Genomic DNA, 20,540 nt, shown 5'->3' with positions numbered 1-20,540 from the left:
GGAAGAAGTAAAAATGTGTGACTAAATTATTCTGAAATTTTTTCGATGCCGGAAATGTCCGGGTGAATTGTCAGGGAATAATTCGTATAGTAAATGACATAACCGGCAACAGCACCGTTTGGTTTCTTTACATTTTTACGCTGTAAATAATCGATTTCAATTTTTTCGTTATCACGGCCGGAAGAATAGTAGCCTGCCAGTCTGCCGGCCTCTTCGAAAGTCCGATCCGGCAGCTCCCTGCCCTCGGTTTTTACAATAACATGGGAGCCGGGCATTCCTTTGGCGTGGAACCACCAGTCATTTCCATTGGCAACCTTGAAAGTAAGTTCGTCATTCTGGAAATTATTTTTTCCAACATAAATATCAAAGCCATCACTGGAACGATAATGGAATGGTTTACTTTTGGATTTTTGTTTTTTCTTACCGCTCATTTTCCTGCGGATATAGCCATAGGTTTCCAGCTCGTCCCGAATCTGGGCAAGGTCATCTTCGGATTCTGCAATGGCAAGCGAAGCCTGAATGGTCTGTAAGTGTGCCATTTCTGTCTTGGTTTCTTCGGTCTGGGTATTTAATGCTTCAAAGGTACGCTTTAATTTATTGTACCGGGCAAAATATTTTTTTGCATTGTCCAGTGGAGAAAGTGTTTCATCCAGAGGAATGGTAAGCATTTCGCCGGTATAGTAATTTGGCACCTCTACTGATTTGGCTCCTTCGGTAACCTGATAGCCGTAGGTATTTAATAATTCGCCGTATACTTTAAATTTATCACGTTTTTCCGTATCTTTTAACTGTTTTAACTGTAAATCCAGTTTTTTACTGCTTCGCTCTAAGTGAGTGGATACAATTTTACGCAAATCCACAGATTTCTGACGCATACGGGTGTAGAGGCTGCGGCTGGCATAAAATTGTTCTAATACGGCGGAAATAGAATCTACCGGTTCAATGTGATAGCCTTCCGTATGTTCATAGCGGGTTGGTAAGATGGCAGCATATTCTGCCGGTTCTTCTCCTTTATAAAGAATACATGGCTTGAAGTTGGCGTTTCCGACATCCTCCATCAGCCAGCTGAAATTATGATAAAGGTGCAGCAGTGCGTCTTCTTCTAAGGTATTAATCGGTGTATCTGCATCTAAAGAAGCACGGTAACAGATTTCCGTTGCAACCTGTCCGCTGATTCCGGTAAAAGCAGAAGTAAGTGCTTTGGCAAGTGGCAGTGGAAGAGAAGACGCCTTTTCACAGAACTGTTCATAGGAACAGTCAAGGGGATTCCACTTGTTCTGGGTCTCCGGGATAAAATATTCTCTTCCCGGCAGAACTTCACGGACGGAACTCATCTGGGATGGAACCCGTTTGATGCTGTCAATGATGCGTTCGTTTTCATCACAGAAAATAATATTGCTGTATTTCCCCATTAATTCTATAATCAGGTTTTTCTTTTTCAGGTCGCCCATTTCATCCAAATGCTCGACCGTAATCCGGATGATTCGTTCTAATCCGGGCTGACTGATGGCAATAATCCGGCCGTTGGCAATATGTTTTCGTAATACCATGCAGAAATTCGGTGCAGTCATGGGACTGACTTTATTCTGAGCTGTAAGATAGATATAAGGCAGGGAAGCACTGGCACTTAAAGAAAGCCGGTACTGGCCGGATGGTGTCTTTATGGTAAGCAGCAGTTCGTCCGCCTCAGGCTGGGCAATTTTGCTGATTCGTCCATTTAAAATTGTCTGATTTAATTCTGCAGTAAGTGCAGCTACGGTAATTCCGTCTAGTGCCATATAATATGACCTCCTTTTGGAAAGAATAGATTCTTTTACAGAATTTTATTATAAAGAAATCTTTCTAAAATTTCAATAAATACGGCATTTTGAATTTGACTAATAAAGAAAATTCTACTATAATACATATATCTATGCATTAGGAGGCAGCTATGATTAAAAGTATGACCGGCTTCGGCAGGTGTGAGATAGAGGAAGACAACCGTAAGATAACGGTAGAAATTAAATCAGTAAATCACCGCTATCTGGATGTAAATGTTAAGCTTCCTAAAAAATTAAGCTTCTTTGAAAGTGCCGTGCGTAACTTGATCAAAGAATACATACAGCGTGGAAAAGTAGATATCTTCATTACCTGTGAAGATTTCAACGAAGCCAACTTCTCACTGAAATACAACGAAGAACTTGCTGGCGAATATTTAAAATATTTACAGCAGATGGCAGAACATTTCCAGCTGGAAAATGATATCCGTGTCAGCACATTGTCACGTTATCCGGATGTTTTTATAATGGAAGAACAGGATAATGACGAAGAAGAACTTTGGGCACTTCTTGAGAAGACATTGCGTAATGCATGTGAGGCATTTGTTGAAACCAGAGAAAAAGAAGGCGAGAATTTAAAAACTGACCTTCTGAATAAATTAGATGAAATGATTGGCTATGTGGACTTTATTGAAGAACGTTCTCCAATCGTTATGAAAGAATACCGTGAGCGATTAGAAACCAAGGTAAAAGAAATTTTAGAAGATAAGCAGATGGATGATGCAAGAATTGCAACGGAGGTTACAATATTTGCTGATAAAATATGTGTGGATGAAGAAACTGTCCGCTTAAAGAGCCATATTGAAGCGATGAAAGCTGCTTTAACAGGCGGTGGAACCGTTGGAAGGAAGCTTGACTTCATTGCCCAGGAGATGAACCGGGAAGCAAATACGATTCTTTCCAAGGCAAGTGATCTTGCAATTTCAGATACCGGTATTAATCTGAAAACGGATATTGAAAAAGTCCGCGAACAGATTCAGAATATTGAATAAATGATTTCCGTAAACCCTGTAGTAAGAATGGAATGGTGAAAAATGGCAGCACTTATGAATATTGGATTTGGAAATGTAGTAAATACAGATAAGATTGTTGCTGTGATTCAGCCGGATTCTGCACCTGCCAAGCGCATGATTCAGAAAGCCAAAGAAGAAGAGTGCGTGGTGGATGCAACCCAGGGAAGACGTACCCGTGCGGTGATTATTACCAACGCCGGATATATCGTTCTTTCTGCGTTACAGCCGGATACACTGACTGGCAGATTTAACGAGATTAGTGGAAATAAACTGAGTGAGGAATAGTAAATGAAAAGAAAAGGTATATTAACCGTAGTATCCGGTTTCTCCGGTGCCGGCAAAGGCACTGTGATGAAAGCTCTGATGGCGGAGTACAAGGATACGTATGCATTATCTGTTTCAGCTACCACGAGAAATCCGAGACCCGGAGAAGTGGATGGTGTTGATTATTTCTTTCGTACCAGAGAAGAATTTGAACAGATGATAGCAGACAATGCGTTAATTGAGCATGCCTGTTATGTGGGAAATTATTATGGTACACCAAAAGCCTATGTAGATGAACAGTTAGAGGCTGGAAAAGATGTAATTCTTGAGATAGAGATTCAGGGAGCACTTGACGTAAAGAAACGTTTTCCGGACACCATCTTAATCTTTGTAACACCACCGGATGCGGATGAATTAAAGAACCGCCTGGTGAACCGTGGAACTGAAGATATGGCAACCATCAATGCAAGATTAAACAGAGCATCCCAGGAAGCAGAGTTTATGAATCAGTATGATTACATTGTGGTGAACGATACCGTCCCTGCATGTGTGGAGAATATCCATAGCATCATTGAGAACGAGCATGATTGTGCATCACGTAATATAAATTTCATCAATAAAATCAGAGAAGAGCTGAAGTGCTTTTCGAAAGGAGAATAAATTATGATACATCCATCTTATGTTGAGTTAATGAAGGTCGTAAATAACGACGTTGAAATCGGAGAAGAACCGGTCGTAAACAGCAGATATTCTATTGTAATTGCTACTGCAAAGAGAGCAAGACAGATTATCGGTGGAGATGAACCATTGGTTGAAAATGCCAAAGGAAAGAAACCACTTTCTATCGCAGTAGAAGAGCTTTATACCGGAAAGGTAAAAATCATGGGAGAAGATGCTGTTTCAGAAGATAACGAGTAGCATAGCGGGGTTGCCAACATGGTTTGGTAACCCTTTCATCATGTAAGAGAAAAATATATACAGGACTTTTTCCTGTTACGGAGGAATGAATGAATATTTTCTTTGTATCACTGGGTTGTGATAAGAATCTGGTGGATTCAGAATATATGCTTGGTATGATCCGTGATGCCGGATATACCATTATTGATGATGAAACGCAGGCAGATGTGATAGTAATTAATACCTGTTGTTTTATCAATGATGCCAAAGAAGAGAGTATTAACACAATACTTGAAATGGCAGAATATAAGAAAACCGGACATGCAAAGGCATTGATTGTAACCGGGTGCCTTGCCCAGCGTTACAGGAATGAGATTGAGGAAGAAATACCGGAAGTAGATGCAATTCTTGGAACTAATTCCTATGATAATATTGTTTCTGCTGTGAAAGAAGTTATGGCAGGAAAACATTATACCAATTTAAATTCGCTGGAAGGACTTCCGACCTTGCATACCAAACGATGTGTTACCACTGGTGGACATTATGCCCATTTAAAAATTGCAGAAGGCTGTAACAAACGCTGTACTTACTGCATCATTCCATATATCAGAGGTAACTACCGCAGTATTCCGATCGAAGAACTGGTAGCAACAGCCAGAGAACTGGTAGAGGGTGGTGTAAAGGAACTGATTCTGGTAGCCCAGGAGACCACTCTTTACGGAATTGACCTCTATGGGAAAAAATCCCTGCACCGGCTTTTAGATGAATTAAACAAGATTCCGGGATTGTACTGGATTCGTATTCTTTACTGTTATCCGGAAGAAATTGATGATGAACTGATTGAAGCAATCAAACGAAATGATAAAGTCTGCCATTATCTGGATATTCCGATTCAGCATGCAAATTCAGACGTATTAAAGAGAATGGGAAGAAAGACCAATAAGGATGACCTGGTTCGTATTATTCATCATCTGCGGAAAGAAATTCCGGATATTACGCTCCGGACCACTTTAATCTGTGGCTTCCCCGGAGAGACAGAAGAGCAGCATAAAGAGCTGTTGGAATTCGTACAGGAAATGAAATTTGACCGTCTGGGCGCATTTACCTATTCTCCGGAAGAAGGAACGAAAGCAGCTGAGATGGAAAATCAGATTCCGGAAGAGAAGAAGAAGCTGTGGCAACAGGAAGTCATGGAGCTTCAGGAAGAAATTATTTTTGAGAAAAATGAAGATATGGTTGACCGTGAACTTTATGCTTTTATCGAAGGAAAAGTTGCAGATGAGAATGCTTATGTAGGAAGAACCTACCGTGATGCGCCATCTATTGACGGATATATTTTTGTAAATACAGAGGAAACCTTAATGACCGGAGACTTTGCCAAAGTAAAAGTAACCGGAGCTTATGAATATGATTTGATAGGAGAATTAGCATGAATTTACCAAACAAATTAACAATTTTCAGAGTAATTTTGATTCCGTTTTTTGTAGTGTTTATGTTGGCACCGATTTGTCCGGGTTATGCAAATTATATTGCTGTAGCAATCTTTATTGTAGCAAGTCTTACAGACCTTTTGGATGGAAAGATTGCAAGAAAGTATAATCTTGTGACAGATTTCGGCAAATTTATGGACCCGCTTGCGGATAAACTGCTGGTATGTGCCGCAATGATCTGCCTGATTGAAACCGGACAGCTTGCAGCCTGGATTGTAATCGTAATTATCAGCCGTGAGTTTATCATCAGTGGTTTCCGTCTGGTAGCAGCTGATAACGGCGTTGTAATTGCAGCCAGCTACTGGGGCAAATTTAAGACCACATTCCAGATGCTTATGGTCATTGTATTGATTCTTAATTTTGATAACTGTTACTTCCAGTTATTAGGAACCGTACTTACTTATATTGCACTGGTATTAACGGTTGTATCTCTAATTGATTATCTCTGGAAAAACAGAGCTGTTTTAAAAGAACAGAAATAAAGAGGATTCCCATGGAAAAAAGACAGGAAAATCTGGAAGATAAAATTGTAAAACGGCTGGCGGAGAATCATTTATCCATTGCTACCGCAGAATCCTGTACCGGAGGACTTGTAGCCGCAACTTTGATTAATGTGCCGGGTGCTTCGGATGTGCTGGAAGAATCTTATATCACATACTCGGATGCGGTAAAGCATAAAGTACTAGGTGTATCGGAAGAAACCTTACAGAAACACACTGCAGTAAGTAAAGAAGTAGCAGAAGAAATGGTTCGTGGCGTAACAAAAGTTGCCGGTACGAATGTCGGAATCTCAGTAACCGGTATTGCAGGTCCCGGCGGTGGAAGTGAAAAGTTTCCGGTAGGACTGGTATACATTGGTTATAAAATAAATGATTTTGTGAAAGTTATACGTTATGTATTTTCCGGAGACCGTAGTGAAGTGCGTATGCATGCGGTGGAGACGGCATTGCAGGAACTGAATGATTTACTGATAAAAGAGGGATTTTAATGAGAATAATAGCCGGAAAAGGAAGAAGCCTTCCATTGAAAACAATTGAAGGGATAGACACAAGACCGACAACAGACCGTATTAAGGAAACGCTTTTTAATATGCTGCAATACGAGATTGCGGACTGCCGGTTCTTAGATTTGTTTGCAGGAAGCGGACAGATTGGATTGGAAGCTGTCAGTCGTGGAGCGAAAGAAGCTGTTTTTGTGGAAAGTGGGAAAAAAGCAGCAGCATGTATACAGGATAATATTAACTTTACCCAATTTAATGACCAGTGTCGTTTACTGCAGATGGATGTTATGGCAGCTATCCGGAGTCTGGAAGGAAAAGGGACATTCCAGATTATTTTCATGGATCCGCCTTACAATCAGGAACTGGAAAAGGATGTGCTGATGCTGCTTTCTAAATCGACCCTGGTAGATGAAGATACGGTAATTATTGTAGAAGCGTCCCTAAAGACTGGTTTTGAGTATCTTGAGGAGCTTGGTTTTACACTTGATAAATGCAAAAAATATAAGACAAATTTACATGCCTTTATATCCAGAAAGGAATAACCTATGATGAAAAAAGCAATCTATCCGGGCAGCTTTGACCCGGTCACAAATGGTCATGTTGACATGATTGAACGTGCTTCGAAAATAGTGGACGAGCTGGTTGTAGGAGTTTTAAATAACAGTGCAAAAAACTCGTTGTTTTCTTTAGATGAACGTGTTAGTATGTTAAAAGAGATAACAAAAGATATGCCGAATGTAACAGTTGCTTCTTTTGATGGTCTTTTAGTTGACTTTATGGAAAAAATTGATGCAACCATTATCGTCAGAGGATTGCGTGCGGTAACGGACTTTGAATATGAACTTCAGATTGCACAGTCGAACCATCGTGTAAATCCAAAGATAGATACGGTATTTCTTACAACGAATGTAAAATATTCCTATCTCAGCTCTACAATTGTAAAGGAATATGCTTCTTATGGTGGCGATATTTCTCATTTTGTCCCACCACAGTTTATAGAGCGGATTTATGATAAATATAATATCAAAAAATAAGGAGTGTGGACGATGAGTAGCAGAATGGAACAAATCATAGAAGAAATCGAAGAATATATTGATAATTGCAAATATCAGCCATTATCCAGTACAAAAATTGTTGTTAATAAGGATGAGTTAGAAGAACTCCTGACGGAATTAAAAATGAAAACGCCAGAAGAAATCAAGCGTTATCAGAAGATTATCAGCAACAAAGAAGCTATTCTGGCAGATGCCCAGGCAAAAGCAGATGCCATCATTGCTCAGGCACAGGTACAGACCAGCGAGCTTGTCAGTGAACACCAGATTATGCAACAGGCTTATGCCCAGGCAAATGAGGTTGTTATGATTGCTACCAAGCAGGCACAGGAGATTCTTGATAAAGCAACCAATGATGCCAATAATATCCGTATGGGTGCAATTCAGTATACGGACAGCAGTCTTAAGAATATTGAAGAAATTTTAAGTCATGCCATTGAAGGTTCACAGGCAAGATATGATAATCTGATTCATACCCTTCAGGGTTGTCTGGATGTTGTAACGGCAAACCGGAATGAACTGCTTCCAGAGGAAGAAGATGCTTCTTCCGGACAGGCAAAACAGGAAACAACAGCAGAGCCTGCCACACAGGAAGCTCCGGCAAATGAGACTCCGGAAGAGTAATATATATTTATCCTGCCGGATATATCATGTACCCCAGAAGGAAAGCACAGAATGCAAGACTGATTCGGACCAGCAGATAATATTTCATGGAGAGCTTCTGGCTTGCAACCATGGAATAGGTCTGGGCGAAGCCACATAATCCGCCAAAAGAGGTAAGACTTAAAATTAAGGCATAAGCAAGTTGTGGAGAGAGAGCTTCTTCGGAAATCTGCCGGATTCCATTAGTAACTTCCAATGGAATACAAAGTGGTAATTGTAAGAGCTTTTGTGGCACATAAAAGGTAATCTGTTCTAACAGAATAGAAAAGAGCATGATATATCCACCGAGTTTACAAAGAATTTCAAAACCGTTCATGATACCGGCATCGATGATTGAAAAGTTTAATTTTAATCGTGGTGCCGTTTCTTTTTGCCTTAGATTATTACACTGAAAAGCATAGAGAATGCGGCATAGAATCAGGGGCGGCAGATAGAGGATCCCAAGTGTCGGTAATAAAAGACCGTCCTGCCGGAGTGTATCGTGAACAATATAGCTTGCAATGAACATGGGACTGATATTATTGCAGATGGCAAAGAGAATGACAGCCTCTTCCCTCGACAATTGATTTTCTTCTAACATCTGGGCACAGATACGGCTTCCCATAGGAAAACCAAATAGAAACCCTGACAGAAGTGGAAAACAGGCATTTCTGCTGCAGGGAATCAGGAGATGGATGAATGGATAGAGGATTCCTGAAATATGATAAAAAACCCCGGATGAAATCAGAATATTGGATAGAATGGCAAAAGGAAGCAATGCAGGCAGAATACTCTGGTACCAGAGCATAAGGCCATTTGCTGCGGCTGATACCGTAAGCATGGGATGCACAAATAATAATATTAAGCACAAAAAAAGAATCAGAAGAGAAATAGTTTTTTTCATAGTTCAATATATTGTATAAAATAACTTTTATGCGGATTATTATGAAGAAGAAAATTTGTGTCATTATTCTCTTTTTTTTGCTGTTGGTCATAGACTGCAGCCTGTTACAGCAGATTCAAAAGCGGGCAGCCTTTTATATAGCATTTGAACAACAGGAGTTCTTTCAGAAACTTCGGAATCAGGAAGTCTCTCCGGAAACGGTGTTAAAATTCAGGGAATATGAGTCTGAAGATGGTGAGGCTCAGGACGATATGACATTTACCCGCTATCTTCTGGCATATTATGCTTCAGATTTAACAGAAAAAAACGAGCTGAAAGATGTATACAAAAGATTGCTGCATTTTCATAAAGAAGAAATTGAAAAGCAGGAAGCCTATTTAGACAGTATCTGGTCTGACATTGTCTATTTCCCGGTTCCGGATACCATCTGGGACGAAGAGAAAAAAGTAACTTTTGGAGACACCTGGATGCAGAGTCGCACTTATGGTGGAGACAGAGGACATGAAGGCTGTGATATTATGGCAGATATCAATGAGCGGGGAAATTACCCGGTAATCAGTGTCTGCGATGGAACCATAGAGCAGATGGGCTGGCTGGAACTTGGGGGTTACCGTATCGGAATCCGGAGTCCTCATGGAGCATATTTCTACTATGCACATCTGTCGGATTATGCAGAGGGACATTCCATCGGAGACGAGGTTCATGCCGGAGAGCTGATTGCATTTATGGGAGATACCGGATATTCTAAGACAGAAGGAACCGCCGGTAATTTTGATGTGCATCTTCATTTTGGAATTTATTTAAATGATGAAAATAAACGGGAGTTTAGTGTAAATTCCTATTCCATCCTGCAATATCTCTATCAGGAGAAGAAAATATTACATTATCAATATTAAGATTTAAATTAGGATTTGAATTATAAGAAACACGCTTTGCGAGTTTCTCGAGTTATCGCGGTGTCTGCCAAATCAGAGTAGTAAAGGAACGTATCAGAATGAAAGATTTGAGATTAGATAAATTTTTAACAGAAATGGGCAAGGGAAGCAGAAGCCAGGTGAAAACCTATATTTCCAAGGGACGTGTTACCGTAAATGGAGAAATCATCAAACGTCCGGAATATAAGATTTCACCGGAAAAGGATATTGTTAACCTCGAAGGCGAAAAGGTTAATTATTCCCAGTGGGAATATTATATGCTAAATAAGCCTGCCGGCTGTGTCAGTGCCACGGAAGATAAGCATTTTCCAACTGTAGTTTCTTTCATAGAAGATGCTGTAAGAAAAGATTTGTTTCCGGTAGGCAGACTGGATAAGGATACGGAAGGGCTGCTCCTTATCACCAATGACGGTGCGTTGGCTCATGAGCTTTTATCTCCGAAGAAACATGTGGCAAAAACTTATTATGCCAGAATAGAAGGAAAAGTGACTGCTGAAGATGTTGCGGCTTTTCGGAAGGGTCTTGATATCGGAGAGAAAAACCTCACAAAGCCTGCTGAACTTGTGATTTTAAAAAGTGATTCAGAATCAGAAATTGAAGTTACTATTACCGAAGGAAAATATCATCAGATTAAGCGGATGTTTGAAAAAACAGGAAAAAAGGTCATTTATTTAAAACGGCTTTCCATGGGAAGCTTAAAGCTGGATGAAACTCTGGCAACAGGAGCGTATCGCCCGTTGACGGAGTCAGAATTACAGGCATTAAAGGAAGGATAAGAAGATGCAGAACGGTTTTTTACCAATTTCAAGAAAAGACATGGAAGAAGCAGGGATAAAGCAGCTGGATTTCGTTTATGTATGCGGAGATGCATATGTGGACCATCCTTCCTTTGGACATGCTATTATCAGTAGAATATTGCAGGCACATGGTTATACCGTGGGTATCATTGCACAGCCGGATTATCGTGACAAGGAAAGCGTAACCATATTGGGCGAGCCACGGCTTGGCTTTTTAGTTTCCGGAGGTAATATGGATTCCATGGTAAACCATTATTCTGTATCGAAAAAGAGACGTGCCCATGATGCATTTTCACCGGGTGGCGTTATGGGAAAACGCCCGGATTATGCAGTGGTAAGTTACTGCAATCTGATCCGTCAGACCTATAAACATAATCCAATCATTATCGGCGGTATTGAAGCAAGTCTTAGAAGACTTGGGCATTATGATTACTGGTCTAATAAGGTAAAACGTTCCATTCTTCTGGACTCCGGTGCTGATTTGATTTCTTATGGAATGGGCGAGCACAGCATTGTTGAAATTGCAGATGCGTTAGCTTCCGGTCTTGCGGTAAAGGATATTACTTATATCGATGGAACTGTTTTTAAGACCCGAAATAAAGAAGATATTTATGATGCCTTGGAATTGCCGTCTTTTAATAAAATCAAAGAGGACAAGACAGCGTATGCCAAGAGCTTTTACCTTCAGTATCAGAATACAGACCCTTTTACGGCAAGAAGAATTTATGAAACCTATGATGAGAAAATGTTTGTCGTACAGAATCCACCGGCAAAGCCATTGACCCAGATGGAAATGGATGATATCTACGCACTGCCATATATGAGAACCTATCATCCAATCTATGAAAAGGATGGTGGTGTACCGGCTATCGAAGAAGTAAAATTTTCCCTGGTCAGTAACCGTGGCTGCTTTGGTGGCTGCAGCTTCTGTGCCTTAACTTTTCATCAGGGCAGAATTATTCAGACCAGAAGTCATGAATCCATTCTTGCAGAAGCAAAGAAGATGACACAGGATAAGGATTTTAAAGGATATATCCATGATGTAGGTGGTCCGACTGCTAATTTCAGGGCACCGGCATGTACGAAGCAGCTCACAAAGGGAGTTTGCAAGAACCGGCAATGTCTGTTCCCGACACCATGTAAAAATCTTGTTGCTGACCATAGTGATTATATCAGTCTTCTTCGTAAATTACGGAATATCAAAGGCGTGAAAAAAGTATTTGTCCGTTCCGGTATCCGATTTGACTATCTTTTATGTGATACGAAAAATAATTTTCTGGAAGAACTTTGTAAATATCATGTCAGCGGACAGCTAAAGGTGGCACCGGAGCATATCTCAGACCCGGTATTACAGAAAATGGGAAAACCTCCCGTTTCCGTTTATAATGAATTTGTCCGCAAGTATCATGATATGAATGAACGGTTAGGATTAAAACAGTATCTGGTGCCATATCTGATGTCCTCCCATCCTGGTTCGACCCTGCAGGAGGCAGTAGATTTGGCTGAGTATTTAAGAGATTTAGGTTATATGCCTCAGCAGGTACAGGATTTCTATCCGACCCCATCCACCATATCGACCTGTATGTACTATACCGGTTTAGATCCGCGGACCATGGAGCCGGTATATGTAGCAACCAATCCGCATGAGAAAGCCATGCAGCGTGCACTGATACAGTATCGTAATCCGGAAAATTATGATTTGGTGCATGAAGCGTTAGTTAAGACGAACCGGACGGATTTAATCGGCTTTGATGCCCATTGCCTCATCCGTCCAAGAAAGCTTGCCAAAGAAGAAGCATTTTCGGATAAGAAAAAGACGAAGCGGACACTGAATCAAAATCAGACAAAGTATAAAACTGGAAATTCCAGAAATACAGAAAAATTTTCGGGAAAGACTTCCAGTCAGAATACGAAGAAGAAGCATACAATTCGAACCGTTCATAAAAAGAAATAGTAAGGATATGTTATGAAAACATTTATCATTAAAGAAAATGAAGCAGGACAACGATTTGATAAATATTTAAAAAAGCTTTTAAAAGAAGCACCGTCAAGCTTTGTCTATAAAATGCTTCGGAAGAAGAATATTGTATTAAATGGAAAAAAGGCAGATGGTTCTGAAAAACTGGAAGCCATGGATGAAGTAAAGCTGTTTTTAGCAGATGAAACTTATGATAAGTTTGCAGGAGCAGAGGTAAAAGAAAGTTTTCCAACCACAGCACTGGATATCGTTTATGAAGATGAAGATATTTTAATCATCAATAAACCTGCCGGAATGCTGTCACAGAAGGCACAGCCATCCGATATTTCCGCCAACGAATATATTATCGGATATCTTCTTCAAAGCAGAGCCCTTAAGGAAACTGATTTGCGGACCTTTCGACCGTCCGTATGTAACCGTCTTGACCGCAATACTTCAGGACTTCTGACAGCCGGAAAGACGTTAAAGGGATTGCAGGATTTATCCGAGGCTTTGAAAAAAAGAACCGTAAAGAAATATTATCTCTGCCTGGTAGCCGGATGCATTACAGCACCGCAGCATTTAAAGGGGTATCTTATGAAGGATGAAAGGCAGAATCGGGTATTTATTTCAAAGGAAAAAACAGCGGATGCACTCTGTATTGAGACCGAGTATGAGCCACTGGAAGTATATCAGGATGTCACACTGCTGCAGGTGCATCTGATTACCGGACGCAGCCATCAGATCCGTGCCCATTTAGCATCCATTGGTCATCCGATTATCGGAGACAGCAAATATGGTAATGAAAAAATCAATCATTTTTACCGGGAACGCACCGGCGTAAAACATCAGCTTTTACATGCTTACCGGATGATATTTGCAGATGGCAGATGTGTAGAAGCAGCTCCACCGGATGATTTTAATAAGGCTATTTGTTATGCAAATCAGAATGCCGCAGAGCAGTAATTATTTTTAATGAAAGACTGCGGATGTTACAGGAAGGATGAATAAGTAAGATGAAAGTATATCTGATGCGGCATGGAGAAACCGATTACAATAAAAAAGGACTGATACAGGGAACACTTGACATTCCATTAAATGAATTCGGACTGGAATTAGCCGAAAAGACCAAAGAGGGATTCCAAAACGAAGGATTGACTTTTGACTACTGTTATTGCAGTCCGTTAATTCGTGCCAGACAGACGGCAGAGATTATTCTGCGAGGAACGGACACCCCGATTTCCTATGATGAACGTATCAGTGAAATGAACTTCGGAGAAGGGGAAGGACAGAAGCTTGCTGATCTCAGCTGGAATCCGGTCCTTAAAAATATTGATGCTTTATTTCATGCGCCGGAACAGTATCGTGCCACGGAACAGGGCGAAAGCTACGAAGCATTACTTGGCAGGGTGGAAGATTTTTTAAAGCATGAAATCCTTCCACTGGAAGAAAAAATGAAGCGTGTGCTCATCTGCTGTCATGGTGGAATCATCCGGGCATTTCTTGCATACATAAAAGGACTTGAAATCAAGGATTTCTGGAACAGCCACCAGCCAAACTGCAGTGTAAATATATTAGAAGTAAAGAATCAGAAAATAAGGATTCTCGAAGAACATAAAATTTATTACACACTGCCGGAAGAAAAGAAAGGAAGTATACTCTGATGCCAACTTGGAATTCCAGAGGATTAAGAGGTTCTACGTTAGAGGAATTTATCAACCGGACCAATGAAAAATATGCAGAGCATAATTTAGCAATGATACAGAAAATTCCGACACCGATTACACCAATTAATATTGATAAAGAAACAAGACATATTACCCTTGCCTATTTTGACCAGAAAAGTACCGTAGATTATATCGGGGCAGTACAGGGCATTCCGGTCTGCTTTGATGCCAAGGAATGTCACACCGATACGTTTCCTCTTGCCAATGTGCATGCTCACCAGATTCAGTTTATGCAGGATTTTGAAAATCAGCAGGGTATTTCCTTTATTCTGATATTTTATACCCAACGGGATGAATTTTACTATATGCCATTCCGACAGCTTTATGAATTCTGGGAGAGAGCCCAGAATGGCGGACGGAAGAGCTTCCGGTTAGAAGAATTAAATCCGGAATTTTTCCTGCCAAAGAAGTCAGGAATCCTGGTTCCTTATCTGGAAGGCTTGAAAAAAGATTTGGAGCTAAGGGATTGACAATTATTTCCAGGTAATATATACTAGGAAAAGCAATTCACCGTGGTAGCATGGTAGCACGCTAAAGTGCTTTGAGAAAAACTGGAGGTTTATATGAAAAATCAATTGTTACATACACCAGAGGGTGTCCGGGATATTTATAATGAAGAGTGTGAAAAAAAATTAGAGCTGCAGGATCGGCTGCATAAGGCTTTAAAACGACACGGATACCACAGTATTCAGACACCAACCTTTGAATTTTTCGATATATTTGGAAAAGAAGTTGGAACCATTCCATCCAGCGAATTATATAAATTTTTTGACCGGGAAGGAAATACCCTTGTATTAAGACCGGATATTACACCATCTATTGCACGGTCTGCCGCAAAATATTTTATGGATGAGGATATGCCAATCCGCCTTTCTTATATGGGAAATACCTTTATTAATAACCATAGTTATCAGGGAAGATTAAAGGAATCCACCCAGCTTGGAGCAGAGTTAATCGGAGATGATACCGTAGATGCCGATGCAGAGATGATTGCCATGGCAATTGACGCATTAAAGAGCAGTGGTTTAAAGGATTTCCAGATTAGTGTGGGACATGTGGAATTTTTCCGTGGCTTAATGGAGGCGGCAGGACTTTCCGAAGAACAGGAAGAAGTTATCCGGGAACTGATTGCCAATAAGAATTTCTTTGGTGTAGAAGAAGAGATTTCCGACTGCTCCATGAACCAGAATTTAAAAGAATTATTCGGAATGCTTGGAACCATTTATGATAATGCATCTTCCTTTGAAGAAGCAAAGACCTATGCAGCTGATTATCCAAGGGTTTATAAAGCGATACGCAGACTGGAAGACTTAGATGCGGTGCTTAAAGTATATGACGTAGACAAATATGTGACCTATGAATTTGGTATGTTAAGCAGCTATCATTATTATACCGGAGTAATTTTTGCCGGTTATACTTACGGAAGCGGTGAACCGATTGTAAAGGGTGGCCGTTATGACAAGCTTCTTACTTATTTTGGAAAAGATGCAGCTTCCATTGGATTTGCGATAGTAGTAGACCAGTTAATGGCAGCAATTTCAAGACAGAAAATTGAGATTACCGTAAAACATGACAATCAGCTGATTGTATACAAACCGGAATACCGCAGGGAAGCAGTAAAGAAAGCCATTGCACTGAGGGCAAAGGACTGCAATGTGGAACTGATTGCCTGGGCAATGGATAAATCAAAAGCAGATTATGAAGCATATGCATTGCGAAATCAGATTGCAGAACTGACATTTATGGATGGAGAATAGAAATGGAAGATATGAGATATTTAACCTTTGCATTAGGTAAGGGAAGACTGGCAAATAAAACCTTAGAGACTTTTGAAAAAATCGGCATTACCTGTGAAGAAATGAAAGACAAGAATACCAGAAAACTTATTTTTGTCAATGAAGAATTAAAGCTTCGTTTCTTCCTTGCCAAGGGACCGGATGTACCAACTTATGTAGAATATGGTGCGGCAGATATCGGTATTGTGGGAAAGGATACAATTTTAGAGGAAGCAAGAAATATTTATGAAGTATTGGATTTGGGCTTTGGAAAATGCAGAATGTGTATCTGCGGTCCAAAAGAATCCAAAGAATTATTACAGCATCACGAACTGATCCGTGTGGCAACCAAATATCCGCGCATTGCAAAAGACTATTTTTATAATAAGAAACATCAGACTGTAGAAATTATCAAATTAAACGGTTCCATCGAACTTGCCCCGATTGTTGGACTTTCTGAGGTAATATGTGATATTGTAGAGACAGGCTCAACCTTACGTGAAAACGGACTTGAAGTATTAGAAGAAGTTTGTCCGCTTTCTGCCCGGATGGTCGTAAATCAGGTTAGTATGAAAATGGAACATGAGCGGATTACGAAATTAATTACAGATTTAAAATCGGTATTAAAGGAGGCATAAACATGCGTATTTTAGAGTTGACAGAAGAGACAAAGGGTAATATATTAGAGAATCTTTTAAAGAGAAGCCCCAACAGCTACGGCAAATTTGAAGCCAGCGTACAGGAAATCATTGAAACGGTACGTGCCAACAGAGATGCTGCATTATTTGACTATACAGCGAGATTTGATGGCGCAACGATTCATAAAGATAATATTTTAGTAACAGAAGAAGAGATTAAGGAGGCTTATGATGCAGTAGATCCGAAGCTCCTTGAAGTCATCCGGAAATCTCTTGTAAATATCCGTACCTATCATGAAAAACAGCGTCAGAACAGCTGGTTTGACAGCCAGGATAAAGGTATTATCTTAGGTCAGAAGGTAACCGCATTAGCCCGTGTCGGTGTTTATGTACCGGGTGGAAAAGCCGTTTATCCTTCTTCCGTACTGATGAATATTGTTCCGGCCAAGGTTGCCGGAGTTGATGAAATTATTATGACAACACCGCCTGGAAAAGATGGTAAGGTAAATCCTTCTACCCTGGTTGCAGCAAGAGAAGCCGGTGCAGACCGCATCTATAAAGTAGGTGGCGCACAGGCAATTGCAGCTCTCGCCTTTGGTACCGAAAGCATTCCAAAAGTAGATAAAATTGTTGGCCCTGGAAATATTTATGTAGCTTTAGCGAAAAAAGCCGTATTCGGTTATGTCAGCATAGACTCCATCGCCGGACCAAGTGAGATTTTAGTATTAGCAGATGAAACAGCCAATCCAAGATATGTTGCAGCCGACCTTTTATCCCAGGCAGAGCATGATGAAATGGCTTCCGCAATTTTGATTACCACAAGCCGTGAACTGGCAGAGCGTGTTTCTGAGGAAGCAGCAAAATTTACCGCACAGCTTTCCAGAAAAGAAATCATCCAGAAATCCTTAGATAACTATGGATATATTTTAATTGCAGATAATATGGAGGAAGCCATTGCTGCAGTAAATGAAATTGCATCCGAACATATGGAAATTGTAACAAAGAATCCATTTGAAGTTATGACCAAGGTAAGAAATGCCGGAGCAATTTTCATCGGTGAATACAGCAGTGAACCGCTTGGTGATTATTTTGCAGGACCAAACCACGTTCTTCCAACCAATGGAACCGCAAAATTCTTCTCTGCATTATCCGTAGATGATTTCATTAAGAAATCCAGCATTATTTCCTATTCCAGGGAAGCATTAGAGGAAGTATATAAAGATATTGCCCAGTTTGCAGAGTGCGAACAGTTGACGGCACATGCAAATTCCGTTAAAGTAAGATTTGAAGACGAAAACTAAACGGAGGTTTGTTTCATGGAACAAAGACGTATTGCAGAATATACAAGAAAAACAAAAGAAACAGATATTTACCTTTCCTTTGATTTGGACGGCAGAGGGGATGCAAAGGCAGATACCGGAATTGGATTTTTCGACCATATGTTAGATGGCTTTGCAAGACATGGATTATTTGATTTAAATGTCAAAGTGACCGGAGATCTGGTGGTGGACTGTCATCATACCATTGAAGATACCGGAATCGTCCTTGGCAATGCCATTAAAAAAGCAGTCGGTGACAAAAAGGGTATCAAACGTTTTGGAAGCTGTATGCTGCCCATGGATGAGACACTGGTGCTTTGTGCGGTAGATTTATCCGGAAGACCGTATCTATCCTTTGATGCAGAATTCACCACAGACCGTGTGGGTTATATGGATACTGAGATGGTAAAAGAATTCTTTTATGCCATTTCCTATAGCGCCGGAATGAATTTACATCTTAAGGTCATTACAGGCGGAAATAACCATCATATGATTGAAGCCATGTTTAAGGCATTTGCAAAGGCATTGGATGAGGCAACCATCATTGACCCGCGTATTACCGATATATTATCAACGAAAGGCAGTTTATAGGTGAGCATATGAAACACAAGAATATAGTAGCAACCATTTATCTGAAAAACGGAGAGGCAGTAAAGAGCCCGAGTGACCTTAGTTCTGCAGGAGATTTAAAAGAACTTACCAAGCTTTATAATGACAGTGGAATTGATAAGATTTTAATCTATGACTTATCAACCGGTGATGAAGAGCATGAGAAAAATATTCATACGGTAAAAGATATTTTCCGTACTGTAGAGATTCCGATTTATGCAGGTGGAAATATCAACCGTCTGGAAGACATTAAGAAATTTATCTATGCCGGATGTAAACAGGTTGTTTTAAACGGTGCAAAATCTGTCAGCATGTCTTTGGCGGAGGAAGGTGCAAAACGATTCGGAAAAGACCGTATGATAGTTTCTGTAAAGAATATTGATTTCTTATTCAAACACAAAGATGAACTGGATGAATATTTTCATGAAATGATTGTTCTTGATCCATCCATGATGGACGGAGTAGAAAATATTACAAATCTGCCATATGTCGTTCAGTATGATAATTATGACAAGGATGCACTGGTGGATGTATTAAAACGTGAAAATGTCAGAGGAATCTGTGGTGCATTTATTAATGATACCAGGACAGATATCATGAAATTAAAGACAGAATTTGCAGCCAGCGGAATCCGTATGGACAATTTTGCTCCGGCATTAAAATGGAGTGATTTCAAATTGAATTCGGATGGAATGGTACCTGTTGTAGTACAGGACTACCGTACCGATGAAGTACTTATGGTAGCTTATATGAATGAAGAAGCGTTCAATACCACCATTTCCAGCGGAAAGATGACTTATTACAGCCGCAGCCGTAAGGCGTTGTGGATGAAGGGTGAGACCAGTGGTCATATCCAGTATGTGAAATCTTTAACGGCAGACTGTGACTTTGATACCATTCTTGCAAAGGTATCCCAGATTGGCGTGGCATGTCATACCGGAGCACCAAGCTGCTTTTTTAATGAAATTGTCAAGAAAGAATATGCTGAGAAAAATCCACTGCAGGTATTTGAGGATGTCTACTCCATTATTGCGGATCGTAAGATTCATCCAAAGGAAGGCTCTTATACCAACTACCTTTTCGATAAGGGAATTGATAAGATTTTAAAGAAGGTCGGCGAAGAAGCAACCGAGATTGTCATTGCCGCAAAGAATCCGGAACCGGAAGAGATTATTTATGAAATTTCAGATTTCCTTTATCATGCAATGGTATTGATGGTAGAAAAAGGCGTAACATGGGAGGATGTTACCCAGGAACTTGCCCAGAGATAACATACATAGTTCCTGCACTTTCTGCATAGATTACAGCAGAACAACAATCAGGCGATGATATGCAGAAAGGTGCGATTTATTTGGAACAGGATTATATTGCAAACAGACGGGAATATATTCTTCGTGCCAGAAATTCTTTTTCGGAATCACGGAAAGACACGGACGAGGAGTTAATAAACACAGGAAAAGCAGCCATTTGGAAAGTAAAATGGCTGCTTTGTATTTGCATTTTTGTGATGTTTGTTTTATGTGATAAAGGGAAGCTTTCTTTTCCGGGGACTGCCGGTGAAAAAGATATCGAATGGATGTATCGGCAATTAGAAGAAAACTATGATTATACAAAACTGCAAAAGTATGTTATGATGATTTCGGATTTTGCAAAAAATATATAAGCGTTATTTTTTTCACAAATCGGATTATGATATTTAAGAAT

Annotated in this window: 24 protein-coding genes; 22 read left to right on the top strand and 2 right to left on the bottom strand. The window is 40.2% G+C overall.

Features of this window, described 5'->3' with window-relative positions; translation table 11 throughout:
• Positions 1-26: 26 nt before the first annotated feature.
• Positions 27-1,778, bottom strand: coding sequence for an Rqc2 family fibronectin-binding protein (locus DXB43_RS05055; RefSeq protein WP_117946977.1), 1,752 nt, complete (start codon positions 1,776-1,778; stop codon positions 27-29).
• A gap of 152 nt (positions 1,779-1,930) precedes the next feature.
• Here DXB43_RS05055 and DXB43_RS05050 point away from each other — a divergent pair, with 152 nt between their 5' ends.
• From DXB43_RS05050 to DXB43_RS05005, 10 genes are all read left to right on the top strand, one after another.
• Positions 1,931-2,809 (top strand): YicC/YloC family endoribonuclease, encoded by an 879-nt coding sequence (locus tag DXB43_RS05050; RefSeq protein ID WP_117698640.1) that lies wholly within the window; start codon positions 1,931-1,933, stop codon positions 2,807-2,809.
• A 42-nt stretch (positions 2,810-2,851) separates the two neighbouring features.
• The gene (locus tag DXB43_RS05045) at positions 2,852-3,115 is read left to right on the top strand and encodes a DUF370 domain-containing protein (RefSeq protein WP_117698639.1); all 264 of its coding nucleotides are present in this window, start codon (positions 2,852-2,854) and stop codon (positions 3,113-3,115) included.
• Positions 3,116-3,118: 3 nt separating this feature from the next.
• A complete protein-coding gene (gene gmk / locus DXB43_RS05040; protein WP_117946976.1) occupies positions 3,119-3,754 on the top strand; it encodes a guanylate kinase in 636 nt (211 codons plus the stop codon).
• A gap of 3 nt (positions 3,755-3,757) precedes the next feature.
• A complete protein-coding gene (gene rpoZ, locus DXB43_RS05035; protein ID WP_022243861.1) occupies positions 3,758-4,012 on the top strand; it encodes a DNA-directed RNA polymerase subunit omega in 255 nt (84 codons plus the stop codon).
• A gap of 89 nt (positions 4,013-4,101) precedes the next feature.
• On the top strand, positions 4,102-5,424 hold the full coding sequence (gene rimO, locus DXB43_RS05030) for a 30S ribosomal protein S12 methylthiotransferase RimO (protein WP_117946975.1): 1,323 nt from the start codon (positions 4,102-4,104) through the stop codon (positions 5,422-5,424).
• Complete coding sequence (pgsA, locus tag DXB43_RS05025; protein WP_022243859.1) at positions 5,421-5,963, top strand: CDP-diacylglycerol--glycerol-3-phosphate 3-phosphatidyltransferase; 543 nt, start codon at positions 5,421-5,423, stop codon at positions 5,961-5,963. Before rimO ends, pgsA begins: the two co-directional genes overlap by 4 nt.
• Positions 5,964-5,974: 11 nt before the next feature.
• A complete protein-coding gene (locus DXB43_RS05020) occupies positions 5,975-6,469 on the top strand; it encodes a CinA family protein (RefSeq protein ID WP_117946974.1) in 495 nt (164 codons plus the stop codon).
• Positions 6,469-7,023, top strand: coding sequence for a 16S rRNA (guanine(966)-N(2))-methyltransferase RsmD (rsmD, locus tag DXB43_RS05015; RefSeq protein WP_117946973.1), 555 nt, complete (start codon positions 6,469-6,471; stop codon positions 7,021-7,023). Before DXB43_RS05020 ends, rsmD begins: the two co-directional genes overlap by 1 nt.
• Before the next feature lie 6 nt (positions 7,024-7,029).
• Positions 7,030-7,515: a pantetheine-phosphate adenylyltransferase gene (gene coaD / locus DXB43_RS05010; RefSeq protein ID WP_022243856.1), complete on the top strand. Its 486-nt coding sequence runs from the start codon at positions 7,030-7,032 to the stop codon at positions 7,513-7,515.
• A gap of 12 nt (positions 7,516-7,527) precedes the next feature.
• Complete coding sequence (locus DXB43_RS05005) at positions 7,528-8,157, top strand: ATPase (protein WP_117946972.1); 630 nt, start codon at positions 7,528-7,530, stop codon at positions 8,155-8,157.
• 7 nt (positions 8,158-8,164) lie between these two features.
• Here DXB43_RS05005 and DXB43_RS05000 read toward each other — a convergent pair whose 3' ends face one another.
• Positions 8,165-8,920 carry a hypothetical protein gene (locus DXB43_RS05000; protein WP_330417864.1) on the bottom strand — a complete coding sequence of 252 codons (756 nt, stop codon included), beginning with the start codon at positions 8,918-8,920 and terminating at the stop codon, positions 8,165-8,167.
• 200 nt (positions 8,921-9,120) lie between these two features.
• Between DXB43_RS05000 and DXB43_RS04995 the strand changes: the two genes are divergently transcribed.
• The 12 genes from DXB43_RS04995 to DXB43_RS04940 all read left to right on the top strand — a co-directional run bounded on the left by DXB43_RS04995 (position 9,121) and on the right by DXB43_RS04940 (position 20,499).
• Positions 9,121-9,975 carry a M23 family metallopeptidase gene (locus tag DXB43_RS04995; protein WP_158567192.1) on the top strand — a complete coding sequence of 285 codons (855 nt, stop codon included), beginning with the start codon at positions 9,121-9,123 and terminating at the stop codon, positions 9,973-9,975.
• Between the two features lie 98 nt (positions 9,976-10,073).
• Positions 10,074-10,790 carry a pseudouridine synthase gene (locus tag DXB43_RS04990; protein ID WP_117946969.1) on the top strand — a complete coding sequence of 239 codons (717 nt, stop codon included), beginning with the start codon at positions 10,074-10,076 and terminating at the stop codon, positions 10,788-10,790.
• 4 nt (positions 10,791-10,794) lie between these two features.
• Positions 10,795-12,765: a YgiQ family radical SAM protein gene (locus tag DXB43_RS04985; protein WP_117946968.1), complete on the top strand. Its 1,971-nt coding sequence runs from the start codon at positions 10,795-10,797 to the stop codon at positions 12,763-12,765.
• A 12-nt stretch (positions 12,766-12,777) separates the two neighbouring features.
• Positions 12,778-13,734 carry an RluA family pseudouridine synthase gene (locus DXB43_RS04980; protein WP_117946967.1) on the top strand — a complete coding sequence of 319 codons (957 nt, stop codon included), beginning with the start codon at positions 12,778-12,780 and terminating at the stop codon, positions 13,732-13,734.
• 50 nt (positions 13,735-13,784) lie between these two features.
• Complete coding sequence (locus DXB43_RS04975; RefSeq protein ID WP_117946966.1) at positions 13,785-14,432, top strand: histidine phosphatase family protein; 648 nt, start codon at positions 13,785-13,787, stop codon at positions 14,430-14,432.
• Positions 14,432-14,965, top strand: a complete 534-nt coding sequence (locus DXB43_RS04970; protein WP_117698628.1) for a Holliday junction resolvase RecU — start codon at positions 14,432-14,434, stop codon at positions 14,963-14,965. Before DXB43_RS04975 ends, DXB43_RS04970 begins: the two co-directional genes overlap by 1 nt.
• 93 nt (positions 14,966-15,058) lie before the next feature.
• Positions 15,059-16,252 carry an ATP phosphoribosyltransferase regulatory subunit gene (gene hisZ, locus DXB43_RS04965; RefSeq protein ID WP_117841073.1) on the top strand — a complete coding sequence of 398 codons (1,194 nt, stop codon included), beginning with the start codon at positions 15,059-15,061 and terminating at the stop codon, positions 16,250-16,252.
• 2 nt (positions 16,253-16,254) lie between these two features.
• Positions 16,255-16,908, top strand: coding sequence for an ATP phosphoribosyltransferase (hisG, locus tag DXB43_RS04960; RefSeq protein WP_117841072.1), 654 nt, complete (start codon positions 16,255-16,257; stop codon positions 16,906-16,908).
• Between the two features lie 2 nt (positions 16,909-16,910).
• Positions 16,911-18,209 carry a histidinol dehydrogenase gene (hisD, locus tag DXB43_RS04955; RefSeq protein ID WP_117841071.1) on the top strand — a complete coding sequence of 433 codons (1,299 nt, stop codon included), beginning with the start codon at positions 16,911-16,913 and terminating at the stop codon, positions 18,207-18,209.
• 15 nt (positions 18,210-18,224) lie between these two features.
• On the top strand, positions 18,225-18,818 hold the full coding sequence (gene hisB, locus DXB43_RS04950; RefSeq protein WP_117946965.1) for an imidazoleglycerol-phosphate dehydratase HisB: 594 nt from the start codon (positions 18,225-18,227) through the stop codon (positions 18,816-18,818).
• Between the two features lie 8 nt (positions 18,819-18,826).
• Complete coding sequence (gene hisIE / locus DXB43_RS04945) at positions 18,827-20,107, top strand: bifunctional phosphoribosyl-AMP cyclohydrolase/phosphoribosyl-ATP diphosphatase HisIE (protein WP_022243843.1); 1,281 nt, start codon at positions 18,827-18,829, stop codon at positions 20,105-20,107.
• Between the two features lie 59 nt (positions 20,108-20,166).
• Positions 20,167-20,499: a hypothetical protein gene (locus DXB43_RS04940; protein WP_117946964.1), complete on the top strand. Its 333-nt coding sequence runs from the start codon at positions 20,167-20,169 to the stop codon at positions 20,497-20,499.
• Positions 20,500-20,540: the final 41 nt, after the last annotated feature.

It is taken from the genome of Roseburia sp. OM04-10BH (assembly GCF_003462605.1).
In the GTDB taxonomy this organism is placed as follows: Bacteria; Bacillota; Clostridia; order Lachnospirales; family Lachnospiraceae; genus Roseburia_C; species Roseburia_C amylophila.
This window is presented reverse-complemented; position numbering and strand designations above follow the sequence as displayed.

What these genes read in the sequence shown, in the direction of transcription:
- gmk (WP_117946976.1), top strand. Translation starts at nt 3,119, where the DNA reads ATGAAAAGAAAAGGTATATTAACCGTAGTATCCGGTTTCTCCGGTGCC.
- rsmD (WP_117946973.1), top strand. Translation starts at nt 6,469, where the DNA reads ATGAGAATAATAGCCGGAAAAGGAAGAAGCCTTCCATTGAAAACAATT.
- hisD (WP_117841071.1), top strand. Translation starts at nt 16,911, where the DNA reads ATGCGTATTTTAGAGTTGACAGAAGAGACAAAGGGTAATATATTAGAG.
- DXB43_RS05020 (WP_117946974.1), top strand. Translation starts at nt 5,975, where the DNA reads ATGGAAAAAAGACAGGAAAATCTGGAAGATAAAATTGTAAAACGGCTG.
- DXB43_RS04970 (WP_117698628.1), top strand. Translation starts at nt 14,432, where the DNA reads ATGCCAACTTGGAATTCCAGAGGATTAAGAGGTTCTACGTTAGAGGAA.
- hisB (WP_117946965.1), top strand. Translation starts at nt 18,225, where the DNA reads ATGGAACAAAGACGTATTGCAGAATATACAAGAAAAACAAAAGAAACA.
- hisIE (WP_022243843.1), top strand. Translation starts at nt 18,827, where the DNA reads ATGAAACACAAGAATATAGTAGCAACCATTTATCTGAAAAACGGAGAG.
- hisG (WP_117841072.1), top strand. Translation starts at nt 16,255, where the DNA reads ATGGAAGATATGAGATATTTAACCTTTGCATTAGGTAAGGGAAGACTG.
- DXB43_RS04980 (WP_117946967.1), top strand. Translation starts at nt 12,778, where the DNA reads ATGAAAACATTTATCATTAAAGAAAATGAAGCAGGACAACGATTTGAT.
- rpoZ (WP_022243861.1), top strand. Translation starts at nt 3,758, where the DNA reads ATGATACATCCATCTTATGTTGAGTTAATGAAGGTCGTAAATAACGAC.
- pgsA (WP_022243859.1), top strand. Translation starts at nt 5,421, where the DNA reads ATGAATTTACCAAACAAATTAACAATTTTCAGAGTAATTTTGATTCCG.
- coaD (WP_022243856.1), top strand. Translation starts at nt 7,030, where the DNA reads ATGAAAAAAGCAATCTATCCGGGCAGCTTTGACCCGGTCACAAATGGT.
- rimO (WP_117946975.1), top strand. Translation starts at nt 4,102, where the DNA reads ATGAATATTTTCTTTGTATCACTGGGTTGTGATAAGAATCTGGTGGAT.
- hisZ (WP_117841073.1), top strand. Translation starts at nt 15,059, where the DNA reads ATGAAAAATCAATTGTTACATACACCAGAGGGTGTCCGGGATATTTAT.
- DXB43_RS04940 (WP_117946964.1), top strand. Translation starts at nt 20,167, where the DNA reads ATGCAGAAAGGTGCGATTTATTTGGAACAGGATTATATTGCAAACAGA.
- DXB43_RS04995 (WP_158567192.1), top strand. Translation starts at nt 9,121, where the DNA reads ATGAAGAAGAAAATTTGTGTCATTATTCTCTTTTTTTTGCTGTTGGTC.
- DXB43_RS04990 (WP_117946969.1), top strand. Translation starts at nt 10,074, where the DNA reads ATGAAAGATTTGAGATTAGATAAATTTTTAACAGAAATGGGCAAGGGA.
- DXB43_RS05055 (WP_117946977.1), bottom strand. Translation starts at nt 1,778, where the DNA reads ATGGCACTAGACGGAATTACCGTAGCTGCACTTACTGCAGAATTAAAT.
- DXB43_RS05045 (WP_117698639.1), top strand. Translation starts at nt 2,852, where the DNA reads ATGGCAGCACTTATGAATATTGGATTTGGAAATGTAGTAAATACAGAT.
- DXB43_RS04985 (WP_117946968.1), top strand. Translation starts at nt 10,795, where the DNA reads ATGCAGAACGGTTTTTTACCAATTTCAAGAAAAGACATGGAAGAAGCA.
- DXB43_RS04975 (WP_117946966.1), top strand. Translation starts at nt 13,785, where the DNA reads ATGAAAGTATATCTGATGCGGCATGGAGAAACCGATTACAATAAAAAA.
- DXB43_RS05005 (WP_117946972.1), top strand. Translation starts at nt 7,528, where the DNA reads ATGAGTAGCAGAATGGAACAAATCATAGAAGAAATCGAAGAATATATT.
- DXB43_RS05050 (WP_117698640.1), top strand. Translation starts at nt 1,931, where the DNA reads ATGATTAAAAGTATGACCGGCTTCGGCAGGTGTGAGATAGAGGAAGAC.